Raw genomic sequence first — 17865 nt, 5'->3', positions numbered from 1 at the left:
ATCTGTTCTAGACGTTCCAAAAAGTATCTTCCGTTCACCGACACAACTCGAGCACCGTCAGCGTCTCGAACGGGAACGACTCGTCGGCGACGGCGACCGCACTGAACCCTTCCTCACCAGCCCGCTCGACGACTTCGTCGACCCCCGTCAGGCTGCTGACCAGCAGGTAGACGACGCCATCGGGAGCGAGTACGCGCCCGACGCGCTCGAGGAACGGATCGATCACTTCCCGGCCGTCCTCGCCGCCCGAGAGAGCGCGTTCCATCCAGTCGTCCCACTCGTTGTCGGGGTCGGTCGGCAGGTACGGCGGGTTGAAGAGAACGGCGTCGAACGTCCCGTCGGCAAAGGGGGAAACGAGGTCCGCACGAACCGTCTCGAGGCCCTCGTCGCGAGCCTGGCGGACTGCGTGGGGGTTCAGGTCCGAGGCGATCACGCGGGCACCGGTCTCCTCGGCGACCGTGTGGGCGACGTAGCCCGACCCGGTGCCGACCTCGAGGACGAGTTCGTCGCCCGCGATTCGGTCGCTGGCGGCGCTGGCCAGTAGCTGTGAGTCCTCTGCCGGCTGGTAGACGTCGGTTTCGACGTCGCGTTGCTCTCGGAGCCCCATTACTTCTCCTCCGGTGGTGTCATACGTTCCTCTGGGTCCCCGATCCGTACGTCGGTTTCGCCTCGGTTCGACAGTTCTCGCTGTGGGTACGGAACGTCGATTCCGTTCGCGTCGAACTCCCGCTTGATCGCGTTTATCGCCGCCGTCCGCGCCTCCCAGCGGCGTGCCGAACTCGGGTTGTCGATCCAGAACCGGGCACCGAGGACGACCGCCGAGTCATCGAACTCCTTGGAGACGACCTGTGGCGACGGTGCCTCGAGTGCGTACTCGAGGTCCTCGAGCACCGACTCCACGAGCGCCGAGACGCGCTCGACGTCCGCATCGTAGTCGACGCCGACGTCGATATCGACGCGAATGCGACCCTGTTTCGATCGGTTGGTGATCATGCTCGAGGAGATGACGTCGTTGGGGATCATGATGTACTCGCCGTCGAACGACCGGAGTCGCGTGTTGACGATCGAGATGTCGGTGACGACCCCTTCCTCGTCCTCGACGACGATCCAGTCGCCGATCTCGAACGGCCGGGCGAACATCAACACGAAGCCCGCCAGGACCGTCCCGAGGGTCTGTCTGGCGGCCATACCGACGACGATTCCGAGGAAACCGGCGCCGACGAGGAGGCCACCCAGGTCGTCGATCCAGACGCCGAGGACGACGACCAGCGACAGCGACCAGACGATGACCTGCACGATCCGGTGGGTTACCTCCCGCTGGTGGGCGGTGACCGCCGACGCCGAACCGAGTACCTCCTCGAGTACCCGTTTGAGGAATCGGACGACGATGGACGTCGCGACGATCAGGATAAAGGAGATGATCGCTCGCGCAACAACGTCCTCACCGAGTCCGAGTTCGGAAAACTGCTGCTGGATGTCCCCGGTCAGGTCCCACACACCGAGGACGACGGCCAGGCTGAGCAGACAGGTGCCCGCGAGCAACGTAAACGAGAGCACGTCGGCGTACAGCGGTCTGGTCCGTTCGGAGAGCCAGTGCTGGATCCGCCGGTACGAAAGCAGGACGGACAGCAAGAACCCGACCGCGGCGACGGTCACGGCGACCTGCTGTCGTGGCGTCTCGACGGTACTCGAGAGCCAGTCGAGCCCGGCCAGTATTCCTGACATAACGTCGGTCTCTGGAAGCTGTCGACGGTCGAGCTTTGAGTATTCGTTGGTCGGCGACGACGTCGATTACTCCTCGAGGCCGCTTTCCTCGAGTGCCAGTTCAGCCAGTGCAGCGAACTCCGCGGGTGCCATCGCGTCCGCCCGTTTGCGGAGAATTTCCTCGTCCGCGGCGTCGACGACTGCCTCGGGTTCGGCCAGCCCGGAGATGTGGGCCGTGTTCCGGATGGCGTTCCGGATCGTCTTTCGGCGCTGGGTGAACAGCGCCTTCACGAACCGCAGGAAGAACTCCTCGTTTGCGACCTCGTATTCGGGGTCGCGAGGACGCAGTCGAACGACCGCGCTCTCGACGGCCGGCGGCGGCGAGAACGCCTCCTTCGGGATCGTTTCGACGAGTTCCGCGTCGGCGTAGTGCTGGGTCGAGACCGACAGCCGGCCGTACTCCGAGGTGCCAGGCTCTGCCACCATCCGTTCGGCGAACTCCTGCTGGAACATCAACACGAGCGGCTTCCCCTCGGGCAACAGCCGGAAGGAAATCTCACTCGAGACGCCGTAGGGAAGGTTCGAGATGGAGGCGGTGAAGTCGGGCAGGTCGACCTCGAGGGCGTCGCCCTCGATCACGGTCAGCCGGCCGGCGTCGATCGCGTCCGCGAACTCCTCGCGGAGGAACGCTGCGAGGTCGCGGTCGCGTTCGACGACCGTTACCTCGCCGTTCTCGCCCGCGAGCGCGAGTAGTCGGTCCGTCAGCGCGCCCGTTCCGCCGCCGATCTCGAGCAGGTGGCTGCTGTCGGCGTCCACTTCCTCGAGGTAGGTAGGAAGCCGATCGAGAACGCGGTCGTCGACGAGGAAGTGCTGGTCGCGATCCGGATCGCCGCGGACGCCAGCCCGGGCGATCAACGCGTCGGGGTCTCTCATTGCCGGCGGTTGGGGGTCGGCGGGTGTAAACGCACCGTCTCGAGGCCGTCGCCGACTCACTGCCTGCGCGCCAGGACGATCGAGTAGAGCACGAACAGGAGGCCGACGAACTCCGTCAGCTGGCCGACGAGCGGCGTCATGGCGACCGATCCCGTCCGGGCGACCGCGATCGTGAACACTGCCGAGACGAACGTGAGCAGTGCGATACCGACTGCGAGAAACAACATCGGCTGGCTCCGGTTCCGCCGGTAGCCAACTGCCGCGAGCGCTGTGATCACCAGCCCGACAGCGATCTGGAGGAGGACGATCGTCGACGTAAGACTCGTCGCGGTCTCGGGTGGAATTCCGAACATCACAGTCCCTCCCAGAGGTCGGTGAAGGCGTCGGCGTACTCTCGAGTGACCGACCCAGCCGCGAGGCGCACGTCGTAGGTTCCGTCCTCGAGTTCGATCGTCAGTCGTTGCAACCGGGCGCTGTAGACCGTCGTGTGGTTCCCCTCGGGATCGATCTCGGTACTGGCTTCGAGGAGACCGCACTCCTCGAGCGAGTCCGTTCGACGGTAGACCGTCGAGAGGGACATCTCACACTGGTCGCTGAGTTCCGTCGCTGTCATGGTTCTTTGACTCGTGGCCGCGAGGATCGAGCGCGCGTACTCGTCGTCGAGGAGGGCGAACACGTCAGCGGGATCACAGTCGTCGACCACGCACAATCGTACCGACTGGTTGGAAATAAAACGTGACGTGCGTTCGCTGGCCCAGGGAATGGCGGGCAGGCGAGACGAGTCACTGTCGGTGGGACGTTCTCGCGCGGCGAAGGCGTCGAAAATGACGTTACTGACCCTGTTCGCGGCCGACGAACGTCTGATACTTCAGGTCGTCTTCCTGGAGTTCCTCGAGAATGCGTTCGACGAGGACTTCGTCGGGGTCGTGCAGTCCGGAGACGCGTTCCGAGAGCTCTTCGAAGCTCTCGAAGGGTTTGCGCTTGCGTTCGTCGAGGATGCTGTTGCGCAGTTTCTTGCCGATCCCCGGGAGCAGATTCAACTGGTGGAGTCGCAGCGTGATCGGCTGGGCGTCGTTGTAGAAGTCGACGAACCGCTGTTCGTTCTCCTCGACCAGGTCCTGAACGACGTACTCGAGTTCGGACTTCGCCCCCGAGGAGAGGTCCTCGTACTCGACGGCGTTGCACTCGGTCACGACGTCGCGTTCGTCGCGTGGTCCGACGACGACCTCGCTCCCGATGGTGAGCCGTTCGTCCTCGTCGAACGCGACCTGATACAGCGTGAAGTCCTCGATACCGAGGGCGTACCCGGCGGGGGACTTCTCGTACTGTGGTCGTCCGTCGTCCGACAGGCCGTGGGCGAGATAGTCCAGTACCACCGCGCGTCGAACGTCGTCGTCCGTCCCATCGCTGTCGGCTTCGCTCATTGCCTGTAGATATGGGGACGGCGTACTTAAAGAATCGGCCCGCTCGACTACGGACGGTCGAACGCATTCGATGCGGTACCAGACGATCGAAGCGAAGGAACCGACGGCATACGATCTGCTGTAACTGTTTCCCGTCGATCGCCAGCCCGGGTCGGCGATCGGCGGGAATTGACGACAGCAGACCGTATCAGGCGTACTTCGCGACGACGTTGAGAATATCGTCGAGTTCGTCCCCCGACAGCGAGTACCGTTGCTGTGCGTACACCGATCGAAGCTCGTCCCGGTTGCGCGGGAGGAGGTTGGCGATCTTGTACGCCGTCGCCTCGTCGACTTTCTCCAGCTCCTGGAGGTCGTCGACGAGCTGCTGGGCTTCCTCGGGCTCGAGGGCGGTGAACCGGTTGACGTGTTCGATCGCTCGAGCGAGTTCGTAGGGGAGCTCGCGGTCCTCGTCCAGTGCGCGTTCGGCCTCGATGTCGGCGAGCAGTTCCTTCGTTTCCGAGACCGTGAGGAACTCCTCGTCGACGATCTCTTTGAAGATCGTCATGCTGGGAGCTGTTTAGACGCGGTCTTCGGCGCGTTCCTGGGCGCGCATGTGGGCTGCGGCGACGATCAGCGTCTTGTCCTTGCCGCCGTCGTTAATCTGTACCTTGAACGCGTCGCCCTGTTTACCGACGACTTCGCCGGTTCGACCGTCGAAGCGCGGGTGGAAGCGACCCTTGTGGATACTCGGGTCGATCTTGAGGTGGACCTTCTCGCCCTCCTCGTACTCCTGAATCGCACGCTGTGGCGGCGATGCCCCGCGTTCTCGGGGATCGTTCGAGAGTTTGTTCCGGGTTCCCTGACGAGGGCCATTAGAGTTCGGCATAGTCGTACGCCCCTCTTACTTGGTGACGGTTATAAAACGCACGTTCCGCGACGGAGGGAGTTCGTGGCGCGCGAGTTCGCCCGGCGGGACAGAAGACAAACGTAACCTACCTCCGACCCGTCGGCCCACGCATGGACGACGACCAGTTCCGGATCGAAACCCGCTCGATTCACGCCGGACAGGAACCCGACGAGGAGACGGGCGCGCTGATGACGCCCATCCACGCCAACTCGACGTACGAACAGGACGCCCCCGGCGAACATCGGGGCTATGAGTACTCCCGGACCGGAAACCCGACCCGGACCGACCTCGAGGAGAACCTCGCCAGCCTCGAGAACGCCGAGTACGGCCGCGCGTTCGCCTCGGGGATGGCCTCGATCAACACCGTGCTCAACCTGCTGGAGTCCGGCGACCACGTCGTCACCGGCAACGACGTCTACGGCGGCACCCACCGCATCTTCACGCAGGTCTACGAGGACTACGACCTCGAGTTTAGCTTCGTCGATATGACCGATCTCGAGGCGATCGAGTCGGCGTTCCAGGAGAACACGGAATTGCTGTGGCTCGAGACGCCGACCAACCCGCTGATGTCGATCGTCGACATCGAGGGCGCGGCGGAGATCGCCCACGACCACGACGCGCTCTGTGCCATCGACAACACGTTTGCGACGCCGTACCTCCAGAACCCGCTCGATCTCGGTGCCGATATCGTCTCGCACTCGCTGACGAAGTACCTCGGCGGCCACTCCGACGTGGTCGGCGGCGCGCTCCTGACCAACGACGAGGAACTCGACGAGGAGTTCGGCTTCTACCAGAACTCCGTGGGCGCGACGCCCGGTCCCTTCGAGAGCTTCCTCGTTCTCCGGGGGACCAAGACCCTGCCCGTCCGGATGGACCGCCACTGCAAGAACGCCAGCGCCATCGCGTCGTGGCTCGAGGACAACCCCGACGTCGAGCGGGTCTACTACCCCGGCCTCGCGTCCCATCCCGGTCACGAAATCGCCAGCGAGCAGATGCGAGACTTCGGTGGCATGCTCAGTTTCGAACTCGATGCCAGCCTCGAGGAGGCAAGCGAGGTCGTCTCCTCGACCGAGGTCTTCACCCTCGCGGAGAGTCTCGGCGGCGTCGAGAGCCTGATCGAACAGCCCGCACCGATGACCCACGCCGCGATTCCGCGCGAAGAGCGCCTCGAGGCCGGGTTGAAGGATAGCTTGATCCGGGTCTCGGTCGGCATCGAGCACGTCGACGACCTGATCGGCGATCTGAAGCAAGCGTTCGAGCAGGGGCTCGAGTAGGGCGTCCTCCGGTTCGAACCTCGATTGCTGGGAGTGGTCTCGGACGGTCAGTCTCTTTGCCCTTCTATTACCCTAAATTATTTGAGTCCTTATTGTCGTGTTTCTCACATGATCTCGATAAACGTCGTTGTGCTCTGGATCTCCTGGCATCCCATCGAATTCGTCTTCGTTCCCGTCTGGTTGATCATCGGTGGACTCTGCGGCCTGAGCCTCGTCGATCCCGAACTCGCGTTCAGATACGAGAACATCTTTCAATTACGCGAAGCGGAGTTGACGGCGTTCGGTGTCGTACTACAGGTCGGGGGCGGTCTCCTCGCCTTGCTCCTCGTCGGACCCTACACCGTCTTTCGATTATCGCCGATCGGTGCAGTCACTCTCGTCTCTTTCTACGGAAGCGCCGCGATCGTACTGATCAAACACTGGCCACCGAAGTTCTGATCGCGGACCCGCTCGTGTCGATCGATCGCCGACCTACTGTGGAATCGGAACTCGAGCGATTCCACCTCGAAGCGTTTTCGTCGCTCCCGACGAACGACCAGCTATGTCGAACAGCGCCGACGATCCCGGCCTTCACGCGCTCCCGATCACCGTCGAGTACGGTGGTCGCGAACTGACGATCACGCCCGCGGTCGTCGAGACCGACCGCGGACTCGTCCTGATCGACGTCGGTCCCGAAGGCGTCGTCGACTCCCTTCGCACGCACCTCCGGAGCCTCGAGCACGAACTCGAGGATATCTGGCTGGTCGTGTTGACCCACCACGACGGCGATCACGCGGGCGGGCTGGCGGAGTTGCTCGAGCACACGGACGCGGTCGTCGCCACCCACCGCGAGGAAGCACCGTACATCACGGGCGAGCGCGATCCGATCAAAGGCGACGGAGATCGCTATCCGCCCGTCGACGTCGACCTCGAACTCGCCGATGGCGTTCGTATCCCGACGCTCGCGGGGCCGATGGAGATCGTCGCGACGCCCGGCCACGCGCCCGGGCACGTATCGTTGTACTTCCCCGAGAGTGGGCTGTTGCTCGCCGGCGACGCGCTCGTAGCCGACGGCGAGGAGCCGCTGTCGGGTCCGAAACGCGAGTTCACTCCCGACATGGATCGCGCCCTCGAGTCGGTCGGGAGGCTCGCCGACCTCGAGATCGAACATACCGTCTGTTACCACGGTGGCTACGTCGACCGTGGGAGCGAGCAGATTCGCGAGATTTACGAGCGCCAGTCGTAGCCGGTGCCGGAAACGGAACGCTCATCGGTCTCCGTCGATAACGAGCGAGTAATGCGACTCGAGCTTCGCGTCTGCCAGCACTGTCTCGACGGCGACCACGAGGCAGGAGAGCAAAAATCGGCGCTGCTACAGGACATGGTCGCCTGCGCCGAGCGCGTCAAAGAACACAAGGACGTCCTCGACCTCGAGGCGGTTCACATTCGGAAGGTTCGGGACGACGAGAAGGGGAAGCCGGCGGCGCTGCCGGTCGTCGCGGCGACGATCCAGAACGATCAGGTCGTCCTGAACGACACGCAACTCGTCGCGGAGGGCCAGGACGGGACGATGTTGCTGTACGCGAACCCTGACGACATCCTGACGGTACTGGCCGGTAACGTCGACGAGATCAGCAAGGTCGTTCCCGAGGACGTCACCGTCGAACTCTCCGATCCCGGCGCGCAGATCGTTTCGGAAGCGAATCTGGGTGCGGATCCGGAGAAGCAGCCGGACTACTAGTTCTCAACTATACCGTCCGATCCCGTACGAACAGCCACAGCGAACAGCAAAACGCGATGGCGACGGCACCGGCGAGGATACCGAACGCGATCCGGTATCCGAACTCGGTGTAGACGACGGTGCCGCCGACGGTATCGCCCGTCTGGTAGGCATCGAGGACGACGCCCATGATCGCTGGCAGGATCGTCGCGCCGACGAACCCAGCCGTGTTCACGGTTGCCGTCGCGACGCCGCTGGCGTCGGCGGGATACCGGTCTTTGACCGTCGTGAGCGACAGCATCGAAGCGCCGACGAGAATCCCACAGCAGAGATACGACGCGGCGACGACGGGAAGCGGTGGCTGTCCAAAGATCGGAACGACGGCGAGAGCGAGTGCGTACAGCCCGAGCCCTACCGTCATCGGTAGAAGCCGTCGATTCAGCCGGTCGGAGATCCACCCGATCGCCGGCGGCCCGACGAGCATCCCGACGGAGCCGAGCAACGTGTAGTAGGACGCCGTCGTCACGTCCAGCCCGTACACGACGACGAGATACGGAACGCCCCACAGTCCGAGCAGGGTCAACATCGCTCCGTTGCCGGCGAAGAAGACCATCGAGAGCAGCCACTGTTCTACGTCGGTCGCGAGCGTCCGCAGGTAGTCCGTCGTCTCCGCGAGCGTCACCGACGGCTGTTCGGGGACGCCATCGATGGGCTCGAGTCCGGCGTCTGCCGGTGAACTACGAGCGAAGACGTAGACCGATCCTCCGGCGAGGAAGCCAATGGCGGCCAGTCCGATCATCGTCGATCGCCAGCCGATCGCACCGACGGTGACGGCAAGCGGCGTCGTCGCGACGATCGCACCGAGTCCGGCGACGCTTCCGGTGAGCCCGGTCATCGTCGCGAACTCGTCGGTCCGATACCAGTTCGCACAGAACCGGAGAATGGAGATGAAGATGACGCCGCTACCGAGACCGATGATCGCTCGAGAGAGAAACGCCGCGAGATAGCTTTCGCTGAGCGCGAAGCCGACGGCGCCGATGCTGAGGACGAGCGCGCCCGCCGTCCCGACGTGGCGAGGGCCGACCCGGTCGGCCAGTGCGCCGGTCGGAATCTGGACGATCGCGTAGATGAAGAAAAACGCGGCGTGAAGCGTCCCTAGCTGTGCAGCCGTCGTTCCGAAGTCTTCCGTCAGCCGCTCCGAGAGCACACCCGTCGAGAGTCGATACAGGTTGACAAGCAGGAAGACGGTGGCGAGTGCTCCCCACGCGATCCAGCGGCGTTTCGTGGGATCGGAAAACAGGTTCACGCGGCGGTTCGTGGTATCCGGAAGCAAATTCACGTGCGACAGGGTTTTCGACAGGTCACAGTAAGGGTTTTGTTGGGTTACGCGTTTGCCGTATTGTCCTCGACGGGTTCCGTCGCGGTCAGGCATCTCGAGCCATGTAATTGGCTCCCCCGATACACAACATCACGCAAAATACTGGCAGTAAACACCATCATTTTTCATTTCTGTAATAGATACCTGTAACTATTGCACAGGATGCTACCCTTATCACTGGTCCAGTGGGTACGGGGAAGCATGGATCGACGAGACGTGCTGAAGGGAATGGGTGCAACGGCTGGAATTTCGCTCGCTGGACTCGCTGGCTGCCTCGACGACGGAGAGACGGGCGGGGCCGGTGGTGACGCTGGCGACGACTTCCCGACCGACTCGGTAACGTGGATGATTCCGTGGTCGGAAGGTGGCGGAACGGATGCGTACGCACGCCAGCTCGCCCCGCTCGCGGAAGCGGAACTCGGCCAGTCTATCGAGATCGACAACCGTCCGGGTGCAGCCAGTCTCCGTGGCGTCGAGTGGCTCCACGGCCAGGACGGTGACGGCTACACGTTTGGGACCGCCAACACTCCGAGCTGGCAGTTCGCGTGGCGACTCGAGGACACCGACTGGGAGCCGACTGACTTCGAACCGATCGCCATCTCCGGGATCTTCGGCTACACGATCATCGTCAACGACGAGCACGACATCGACGACTACGCGGACCTGCGTGACGCCTACCAGAACGGCGACCTCGAGAACTTCGCTCACCAGGGCGTCGGCCACGACAGCCACGCCATCTCGCACCTGCTTCGCGACGACTACGGACTCGAATGGGAGAACGCGGTCTCCTACGACGGCGGTGGCGAGGTCAACGAGGCGGTTCTCTCCGACGAGGTGCCGGCCGGCATCGCGACGAACACCTCCGCGGCCGACATCGTCGACGGTAACGACGTCAGCGCGGTCGTGAACCTCGCCGACACCGAGTTCGACGCGTTCCCCGAAATCGACCAGATCACCGACTACGGCGACAGTCTGGCCTACATCTCCGAGTTCCGACTGACTCAGATCGCGCCGCCGGGAACGCCCGAGGACGTCCGCCAGGAACTCGCGGACGCCATCGAGTACGCTGCTACCCACGAGGAAACCGAGGAGTGGCAGGACGAGACCGGCAACATCGTCGAGTTCCGCGGCCTCGACGAGGCCGAAGCCGACCTCGATGGTGCAGTCGACGCCCTCGAGGACAACGTCGACTTCGAGGCGTTCCAGCAGCAGATCGAGGAAGAGGACGAATAACACCACTACAGCGCCGGGACGACTACACTGTTCGTCCCCAGTTCTGTACTCACGTGAGACAATAAGCGAGGCCGAGACCGAAAACATCCGATGCCAGACACGAACCTTCCACGCGCCTTCCGGGGCGGCATCGACGCACTCGCCGACGGAGCCCGTGCTCTCTCGCGGACGCTCGGCGACGCGGGCGAGGTCGTCTTCCGCGAGCGACCGACGATGGAACACGTCCTGTTGCTGTTTTTCCTCGTCGCGGGCGCGTACATGTACCACGGCGCGAACGAGTTCAGTTCGGACGCAGCGACGTTCCCGCGACTGACTGCGGGCACGACGGTCGTCTTCTCCGCGCTGTTGCTCGCGCGCAACTACCTCCCGGCTCCGGTTCGATCGATCGTCGCCGAACCGATGCAGGTGCTCGGCGAGGACGACGCCGACCGCTCGAGCGAAGAGCGAGCGGACGACGTCGAAATCGACGACGCAGCCGACTCGAGCGGCGACGCGACGACCGAGACGTCGTCCGCGACCTACACCTACGAGATCGACGATCCACGAGGGCCGGCCGTCACCAGCGCCCTCTGTGTGGTGTACGTCGCGCTCACGTTCACGATCGGAATGCTGTACGCGACGCCGATCTTCGTCGCGCTCTACGCGCTGTGGGCGCGGATGCGGTGGTACGAGACGCTCGCACTGGCCGGAGTGAGCTTCGGGATCGCCTACGCGTTCTTCCTCGTCGTTTCCCCCGAAATCGCGGTCGGCTGGTACACTGGGTGGCGGTTCCCGGTGCCCGTCCTGCCGGAACTACCGATTTCACTGGCGGCCGTCCCTGACGCGGTGATCAGTGCGTGACCGTCGAAACGCTGATCGCCGCCTTCGATACGCTGTTTACTCTCGAGACGATGGTGTGGGTGATCGTGGGCGTCCTGATCGGCATCGTCGTCGGCGCACTCCCCGGCCTCGGACCGCCGCTGGGGATGGCGATCGTCCTCCCGCTGACGCTCCCGCTCGGGGAGACGAACGGGATCGTCCTGCTGGTCGGCATCTACAGCGGCGCGATGTACGGTGGATCGATCGCGGCGATCCTCATCAACACACCGGGGGTCTCGTCGTCGGCGGCGACGATGTTCGACGGCTACCCGATGTCGAAGGAGGGGCGGGCAGCGACGGCGCTGTCGATCTCCGCGACGGCATCGACGATCGCGGGCGCGTTCACGATCACTGCCCTGTTGCTGTTCTCGCCGTTCCTGATCGATCTGGTACTGGCGGTTGGAACCCCCGAGCGGTTCCTGATCGCCGTCCTCGGACTGGCGATGATCACGGTCGTCACTCGCGGCTCGATCGCGAAAGGGCTGCTCGCCGGTGCGGCGGGCCTGCTCGTGACGACGATCGGTACCGCGCCGATGAGTCTCGACAACCGGTATACGGACTCGATGCTGCTGTACGACGGGATCAACTTCGTCGCGGTCCTCATCGGCCTGTTCGCGATCGCCGAGATGATGAAACTCGCGGGTCAGGAGGGAGGTATCGCCAACGGCCCAGTCCGAATCGGTGGTGGCGTCGTCGAAGGAGTCGTCGAGACCGTCAAGCGCCCGATTACGGTCGTCAAGTCCGGATTCATCGGGATGATCGTCGGCTCGATCCCCGGTGCCGGCGCGACCGTCTCGAACTTCGTCGCCTACTCGGAGGCCGTCCGGAGTTCCGACGATCCCAATTCGTTCGGCTCCGGGAACGAGACCGGCGTCGTCGCCTCCGAGGCGTCGAACAACGGGACCGTCGCTGGCTCGCTCGTGCCCGCCATCTCGTTCGGGATTCCGGGTAGTTCCTCGACGGCCGTCCTCATCGGCGGTCTACTCATGCACGGCCTCAATCCCGGCCAGAGCATGTTCGACCCGGCAGGCGAACTCGCACTGACTTACGCGATGTTGCTCGCCTTGCTCGTCGGGAACGTCGTGATCCTGCTCGTCGGTCTCACACTGATCACCAGACTCGGGCTGTTGACCCGGCTCGACACGGACTACATCATCCCGATCGTCGTCGTCCTCTCGTTCCTCGGAACGTACGCACTCGACGCCAACGCGATCGACGTGGTGACGATCGTCGTCTTCGGCGTGATCGGGTTCTACATGGTCCGGTACAACTACTCCGTGATTGCGTTCGTCCTCGGCGTCGTCCTCGGAAACATCGCCGAACGGAACCTCCACACCTCGCTCGAGATCTCCGGCGGTTCGTGGGCGATATTCGTCGACCCGATCCAGTACGGCTGGTTCTCACCACTGCTCGTGCTCGCGATCTGTGCGGTCCTGTTCGGCCCGTTCGTCAAGCGCGGACTCGAGTGGCTCCGTACCTGATCGTCGTCGACTTTGTTTTCCGGCAGCGGTATCGAACGGTATCGACTTCGAGAGATGGCTCGGCACGTCGAGAAAGAACGGACCTCCCGCTCTCGTCGTCTTGCGAACGGTGAAAATACGGTGATGTGACGCGACCGATCAGATACGGCCGACGTTCTCGACGCCGACGCTCTCGACGCCCTCGACTTCCGAGAAGTTCTCCTCGACGGTCTCCGTGCCGCCCGCGCCGTCAGGGACGATCACGGTCGGGTAGAGTGCGGTGAGGCCGAACGCGACTTCCTCGCGCTCGACGCCGTTGATCTTCGCACCCTCGGGGAGGGCGCTCTCGAGACGCTCCTGGAGCGCGTCGAGGTCGATTTCGGGGCTGTTCGGCATGACCTTGATTTTGGCAGCTACTTTTCCCATGGCGGTAATTAGGGGCCGGTGAACCCGCAGTCGGGACACTCGTAGAGGTTGCTCTGCTTGCGACACTTGGCACAGCGGAAGATCCGCTGGCCACAGTCGGGACACTTGAACGACGCGGCGTTCGTTCCCGCGATGTTGATCCCACAGGAGACGCAGGATCCAGTCCCTCGGTCGTTCGTCGTACTCATACCCACCCCTTCCCGCCCGCCGTTTTTAACGGTTGTCTTTCGCCGGCTTCCCGCTGGGCTCGTCGCTCGGCGATGGACGGAACCGAGACACGTCTCGAGGACGCGTCGAAAAACGAAAACGGGTGCTGTGCGGACGGCGCTGTACTATCCGAGCAGGTACCGGAGTTTGGGGTAGCGCTCGAGTAGCGGCTGCCCGCCGACCTCGGTCTGCTCGATGTAGCGGTCGAGTCCCGCGATGCGGCCCGCGGCGAACGCGCCCAGCGCGAGGAACACGACGGCGTAGATCAGCGTCGAGTCGAACAGCGCGAGCCACTGGCCTTCCCAGCCGCCGAGGTAGAACAGGCCCATCTGCATGGCTCCGCCCAGTGCGGCCAGGCGGACGAACGCGCCAGCGATCAGCGCGACGCCGATCAGCACCTGCGTGACCGGAACGATCACGTTGATGACCTCGAGCAACGCGGCGTTGCCCGCCATCGCAGCGTAGAGCCCGCTGACCGGGCTCGCTGGATCGACGCCGTGGACCAGAAAGCCGCTCGCGTCGAACGCCTCACCGCTGACGAACGCGAACTTCCCCAGTCCCGCGAACAGCATCATGCCGCCCATGACGAATCGCAGGGCGACCACGAACCACGCACTCAACGCGTGCGGTTCGCCAGTGAGTGTAACCCCACCGAAGCGGCTCTCGAGCCGGTTTCGAGTTGTGGTGGACATAGTATGTCACCTCTTACAGCTACAGATAGGCGAGAAACGGGCTTATACACCGTCGTGGATTCCTGTTCGGCGGGAAACGGGGTTTCTCCGTAAAGACAGTTCGATCTCGATCGAACGCCTTCCGACCGCTCTCCGGCCCGTTTTCGGGCCGCTGGCCGAACGACCCTCGCTTCTCGAGTAGCTTCAGAAGCGAAGGTGTGTTTTCCGAACGAGAAAATCCACTTGTACGTATTTTATTACCGGCGTGGAACGAAGCCATGCGGCCCAACGGCCGAGTTCGATGGAGTGCCCGAACGTCGGTGGGGCCGTGCCTCTGACATCCGGATACTCGTGGACGCCCTCCCGGCGCCCACGTGTTCATTCGTCAATCGTGGGGATGGAACCGTCGTACTGCCTTCCTGACTGCCGACTCACGCCCGAGAAACGTCACTTTGTCTCCGTCTTCGAGCACCGTATCGGCTTCGGGAACGTACGTTTCGCCGTCGCGGGCGATGACTGCGACGATGACGCCGTCCGGAATCTCCGCGTCCAGTTGTGCGATCGTCGATCCGACGAGGTCCGTTGCGGTGACTGTGATCTCCTGGGCGTCGTGGCCCTCGCCGAGTTCCGTCATCCAGTGGGCGAGTGCGGGCCGTTCGATCTCGTTGTCGATCGACCACGCGGTCGCGCTCGCGACGTCGATCGCGCGGACGCCGAGCGTCTCGAAGGCGTCGACGTTGCCGGGGTCGTTCACCCGGGCGACGACCGTCTCGACGTCGAACGTGGTTCGGGCGAGTTGCGAGATCAGCAGGTTGGCGTCGTCGTCGGCCGTCGTCGCCACGACGATCCGCGCTCGCTCGATGTCCGCCTCGCGCAGCGTCTCCGGACTCGTCCCGTCTCCGGCGACGGCAGTGTATCCGTCCCGCCGGAGCCGTTCGACCATTTCGTCGTCTTCGTCGACGAGAACGACGTTTTCGCCCCGTTTCTCCAGTCGCGTGGCGAGCGCCCGGCCGATCCGACCGCCGCCGACGATGATCGCTGGCATGGGTATCACCTCGAAGTACTCCGCAATCTGGCGGGCAAAGCCCGCCTGTAGAACGACCGTGAGGAAGATGACGAGAAAGACCGTCCCCGCGAGCGTCCGCGCGGCCTCGAACTGGCCTGCGGCCTCGAGCTGGATCGCAAATAGCGTCGCGACGGACGCGGGGATGATCCCGCGAGGACCGACGAAGGAGAGGAAGAGCCGTTCTTCGCGACTGAACTGGCGGTCGGTCGCCGACAGCGCGACGAGGACGGGACGGACGAACAGGGTGACGGCCACGACGACGGCGATGCCGCCCGTTCCGAGCCCGAACAGCGAGTCGAAGTCGATCAGCGCGGCGAGCGAGATGAACACGAACGCGAGCACGACCAGCGTCAGGTCGCGGTTGAACGCGAGGATCTCCTCGCGGTGGGGGAGATCGAGGTTGCCGAGCACGATTCCGGTCGTCGCGGCGGCGGCAACACCTGTCTCGGGAAACACGGACTCCGCCAGCCCGAAGGAGACGAGCGCTCCGGTCAACGTGATGAGCCGTGCCATCTGTGGCGCGTCGCCGGCCGGCGGCTTCACCCGGACCAGCAGGTACCAGACTGCGGCCGCGACGACGACGCCGATGCCGATACCGGCGGTCAGCCGCTGGAGGAATCCGGTCGGAATCAGTTCCGGTGCGTCGCCGACGACGACGGCCTCGAAGATGACGATCGCGAGCACCGCCGCGGTGACGTCGTTGAAGATACCCTCCGCTTCGAGTGCCGCCTCCACGTGATCCCGGACCGTGACGACCTCGAGGATCGGCGTGATCACCGTCGGGCCGGTCGCGATCAACAGCGAGGCGATCAACAGGGCGATCCCCCAGTCGGTCCCGAGGAAGATCCTGGCAGCGATCGCCGTGCCGACGAACGCGATCGCCGCGCCGATCGTGGTCAGTCTGCGGACGGCCTGTGGCGCTCGCTCGAGTTTCTCTCGCCGGAGGTGGAAGGCACCGTCGAAGATGATGATCGCGACGCTGAGTCCGACGACGGTCGAGAGGCCGTCGCCGAACGTCTCGATCGTCACGAACCCCAGTCCTTCCGGGCCGACCAGAACGCCGATGATGATCAGAAAGAGGACGCTGGGAATGCGAAGGCGCTTGGCGAGCACCTGGGCGGCGATCCCTAACGCGAGGATGCCGATGACGACGGGAAGGACGTCCACAGTCCGTCTTCAACGGCCTGATCATAAGTAACGGCCACCATACCTGTCTGGTTCAGCGGAAGCTCAAGATTCAAACCCGCCCCTAACCAATATCCGATGAATGCGCCTCGACGAGTACATCGAGGACTTGGAGCCCGACGAGGAGGCAAAGCGCCGCCGCCTCGCCAAGGAGAAGTCCTACGAGATCACGGACCATCTAGAGGAGTTCGAGCGGCGGTTCGACGACGCCCTCTCCGGCGACACGCTCGTCGGTTCGACCTCGCCTTCTATCTTCGTCGGGCGCTCGAACTATCCCGACATCCCCATCGGTCTGCTCTCGCCCGTCGGCGACGAGGACGACGCCGAGGAGTACGTTACCGACGGCAACTGGTACCAGCAGGGGTACGCGATCGACGACGTCCTCCAGCGCCGGACGAGCCTGCTGAACTCCAACAAGCGTGCGAACGTCGACTCCCCGTCGATCGCGAGCCGGCTCACGCCGTCGGTTCACGACGCATGGGACGGGTTCGTCGGCGTCCAGCGCGAGGTCGCGATCGCGGATCGGCCAGTCGACCTCGAGATCGGACTCGACGACACACCCGACCTCGGACTGGACGCAGGGACCGACGTCGCGACGCCTCGCGGTCCGCGCGCGAACGCCCGTAACGCCGAACTGCGAGAGAACCCCTACGTCCCGAAGCCGGTCAAGAAGACTCTCGAAGACGACGACTGGCAGGCCCAGGGCGCGATGACCTACCTCTACCGGCGGGGTTTCGACGTCTACGACATCAACTCCATCCTCTCGGCGGGCGCGCTGGGCGAGACCGAACAGCGCCGACTCGTCCCGACGCGATGGTCGATCACCGCCGTCGACGACACCATCGGCCAGTTCCTCCGGGGCAGCATCCGCAACGAACCGAGTATCGACGAGGTCCAGGTCTGGGCCAACGAATACATGGGCAACCGCTACTGGGTCGTCCTCGCGCCCGGTAGCTGGGAGTTCGAACTCGTCGAGATGAAAGCCCCCGGCAGCATCTGGAACCCGAACCCCGAGGACGACGTCTGGCTCCAGGCCGCAAGCGAAGGATACGAGGGTCGCTCGAGTTACGTCGAGGAGACTGCGGGAGCATACTATGCTGCACGCCTGGGCGTGCTGGAGTACCTCGAGTCGATCGGTCGCCAGGCGAAGTGTCTCGTTCTGCGGGAGGTCTCGGACGACTACTGGGCCCCGGTCGGCGTCTGGCAGGTGCGAGAGAGCGTTCGTAACGCCTTCGACGGCGAGTACGGCCGGGCGGAGACGTTCCACGGCGCGATACGAGAGGTCTCGAACCAGTTGCCGGTCTCGTATCGGCGACTCCAGCGCAAGTCGGAACTCGCCGCCGGCGTCCAGTCGAACCTCGCCGCGTTCTCGGAGTCGAACTGATCGAAGAGTCGTCGCATTCGACAGCTTCCACGCGGAACGTAAGGACAACGCATTTCCACGATCGGTCCCGACCCGTA

At 64.0% G+C, this 17865-nt stretch carries 21 protein-coding genes; 8 read left to right on the top strand and 13 right to left on the bottom strand.

All coding sequences use genetic code 11. The features are described from left to right. Positions 1-34: 34 nt before the first annotated feature. The 8 genes from BLR35_RS12120 to BLR35_RS12085 form a co-directional block, all read right to left on the bottom strand. A complete protein-coding gene (locus BLR35_RS12120) occupies positions 35-607 on the bottom strand; it encodes a HemK2/MTQ2 family protein methyltransferase (RefSeq protein WP_090382161.1) in 573 nt (190 codons plus the stop codon). Further along, the gene (locus BLR35_RS12115; protein ID WP_090382158.1) at positions 607-1725 is read right to left on the bottom strand and encodes a mechanosensitive ion channel family protein; all 1119 of its coding nucleotides are present in this window, start codon (positions 1723-1725) and stop codon (positions 607-609) included. The genes BLR35_RS12120 and BLR35_RS12115 overlap by 1 nt, the downstream gene beginning before the upstream one ends. 66 nt (positions 1726-1791) lie before the next feature. Then, positions 1792-2637, bottom strand: a complete 846-nt coding sequence (locus tag BLR35_RS12110) for a 16S ribosomal RNA methyltransferase A (RefSeq protein ID WP_090382155.1) — start codon at positions 2635-2637, stop codon at positions 1792-1794. A 56-nt stretch (positions 2638-2693) separates the two neighbouring features. After that, positions 2694-2990, bottom strand: a complete 297-nt coding sequence (locus BLR35_RS12105) for a DUF7521 family protein (RefSeq protein WP_090382153.1) — start codon at positions 2988-2990, stop codon at positions 2694-2696. Further along, entirely contained in the window at positions 2990-3340 is a 351-nt protein-coding gene (locus BLR35_RS12100) for an ArsR/SmtB family transcription factor (RefSeq protein ID WP_090382151.1), read from the bottom strand. The genes BLR35_RS12105 and BLR35_RS12100 overlap by 1 nt, the downstream gene beginning before the upstream one ends. Positions 3341-3467: 127 nt before the next feature. Next, positions 3468-4061: a DUF655 domain-containing protein gene (locus BLR35_RS12095; RefSeq protein ID WP_090382148.1), complete on the bottom strand. Its 594-nt coding sequence runs from the start codon at positions 4059-4061 to the stop codon at positions 3468-3470. Between the two features lie 187 nt (positions 4062-4248). Beyond that, the gene (locus tag BLR35_RS12090; RefSeq protein WP_090382146.1) at positions 4249-4605 is read right to left on the bottom strand and encodes an RNA polymerase Rpb4 family protein; all 357 of its coding nucleotides are present in this window, start codon (positions 4603-4605) and stop codon (positions 4249-4251) included. 12 nt (positions 4606-4617) lie between these two features. Then, positions 4618-4926 carry a 50S ribosomal protein L21e gene (locus BLR35_RS12085; protein WP_090382143.1) on the bottom strand — a complete coding sequence of 103 codons (309 nt, stop codon included), beginning with the start codon at positions 4924-4926 and terminating at the stop codon, positions 4618-4620. A 131-nt stretch (positions 4927-5057) separates the two neighbouring features. Here BLR35_RS12085 and BLR35_RS12080 point away from each other — a divergent pair, with 131 nt between their 5' ends. The 4 genes from BLR35_RS12080 to BLR35_RS12065 all read left to right on the top strand — a co-directional run bounded on the left by BLR35_RS12080 (position 5058) and on the right by BLR35_RS12065 (position 7941). Beyond that, positions 5058-6221 carry a cystathionine gamma-synthase gene (locus BLR35_RS12080; RefSeq protein WP_090382141.1) on the top strand — a complete coding sequence of 388 codons (1164 nt, stop codon included), beginning with the start codon at positions 5058-5060 and terminating at the stop codon, positions 6219-6221. A gap of 108 nt (positions 6222-6329) precedes the next feature. Further along, positions 6330-6659, top strand: coding sequence for a hypothetical protein (locus BLR35_RS12075; protein ID WP_090382139.1), 330 nt, complete (start codon positions 6330-6332; stop codon positions 6657-6659). A gap of 103 nt (positions 6660-6762) precedes the next feature. Beyond that, positions 6763-7446, top strand: coding sequence for an MBL fold metallo-hydrolase (locus BLR35_RS12070; RefSeq protein WP_090382136.1), 684 nt, complete (start codon positions 6763-6765; stop codon positions 7444-7446). A gap of 51 nt (positions 7447-7497) precedes the next feature. Continuing rightward, positions 7498-7941, top strand: a complete 444-nt coding sequence (locus BLR35_RS12065) for a hypothetical protein (protein WP_090382134.1) — start codon at positions 7498-7500, stop codon at positions 7939-7941. 7 nt (positions 7942-7948) lie between these two features. Here the strand turns inward: BLR35_RS12065 and BLR35_RS12060 are convergent, their stop codons facing one another. Continuing rightward, entirely contained in the window at positions 7949-9226 is a 1278-nt protein-coding gene (locus BLR35_RS12060) for an MFS transporter (RefSeq protein WP_090382131.1), read from the bottom strand. 273 nt (positions 9227-9499) lie between these two features. Between BLR35_RS12060 and BLR35_RS12055 the strand changes: the two genes are divergently transcribed. The 3 genes from BLR35_RS12055 to BLR35_RS12045 all read left to right on the top strand — a co-directional run bounded on the left by BLR35_RS12055 (position 9500) and on the right by BLR35_RS12045 (position 12870). Next, positions 9500-10531, top strand: coding sequence for a Bug family tripartite tricarboxylate transporter substrate binding protein (locus BLR35_RS12055; RefSeq protein WP_090382129.1), 1032 nt, complete (start codon positions 9500-9502; stop codon positions 10529-10531). 90 nt (positions 10532-10621) lie between these two features. Further along, positions 10622-11371 carry a tripartite tricarboxylate transporter TctB family protein gene (locus BLR35_RS12050; RefSeq protein WP_090382126.1) on the top strand — a complete coding sequence of 250 codons (750 nt, stop codon included), beginning with the start codon at positions 10622-10624 and terminating at the stop codon, positions 11369-11371. A gap of 50 nt (positions 11372-11421) precedes the next feature. Next, positions 11422-12870 carry a tripartite tricarboxylate transporter permease gene (locus tag BLR35_RS12045; protein ID WP_449289332.1) on the top strand — a complete coding sequence of 483 codons (1449 nt, stop codon included), beginning with the start codon at positions 11422-11424 and terminating at the stop codon, positions 12868-12870. Positions 12871-13008: 138 nt separating this feature from the next. Here the strand turns inward: BLR35_RS12045 and BLR35_RS12040 are convergent, their stop codons facing one another. The 4 genes from BLR35_RS12040 to BLR35_RS12025 form a co-directional block, all read right to left on the bottom strand. After that, on the bottom strand, positions 13009-13275 hold the full coding sequence (locus BLR35_RS12040; RefSeq protein WP_090382122.1) for an elongation factor 1-beta: 267 nt from the start codon (positions 13273-13275) through the stop codon (positions 13009-13011). Positions 13276-13283: 8 nt separating this feature from the next. Next, the gene (locus BLR35_RS12035; RefSeq protein WP_090382119.1) at positions 13284-13463 is read right to left on the bottom strand and encodes an HVO_2753 family zinc finger protein; all 180 of its coding nucleotides are present in this window, start codon (positions 13461-13463) and stop codon (positions 13284-13286) included. 144 nt (positions 13464-13607) lie between these two features. After that, complete coding sequence (locus BLR35_RS12030) at positions 13608-14174, bottom strand: DoxX family protein (RefSeq protein WP_090382116.1); 567 nt, start codon at positions 14172-14174, stop codon at positions 13608-13610. A gap of 364 nt (positions 14175-14538) precedes the next feature. Then, the gene (locus BLR35_RS12025) at positions 14539-16386 is read right to left on the bottom strand and encodes a cation:proton antiporter domain-containing protein (protein WP_090382114.1); all 1848 of its coding nucleotides are present in this window, start codon (positions 16384-16386) and stop codon (positions 14539-14541) included. Between the two features lie 100 nt (positions 16387-16486). Here BLR35_RS12025 and nreA point away from each other — a divergent pair, with 100 nt between their 5' ends. Next, a complete protein-coding gene (gene nreA / locus BLR35_RS12020; RefSeq protein WP_090382111.1) occupies positions 16487-17788 on the top strand; it encodes a DNA repair protein NreA in 1302 nt (433 codons plus the stop codon). Positions 17789-17865 lie beyond the last annotated feature (77 nt).

Source organism: Natronobacterium texcoconense, assembly GCF_900104065.1.
Lineage (GTDB): Archaea > Halobacteriota > Halobacteria > Halobacteriales > Natrialbaceae > Natronobacterium > Natronobacterium texcoconense.
The sequence above is the reverse complement of the archived record's forward strand: the minus strand, read 5'-3'. Positions and strand labels throughout refer to the sequence as shown.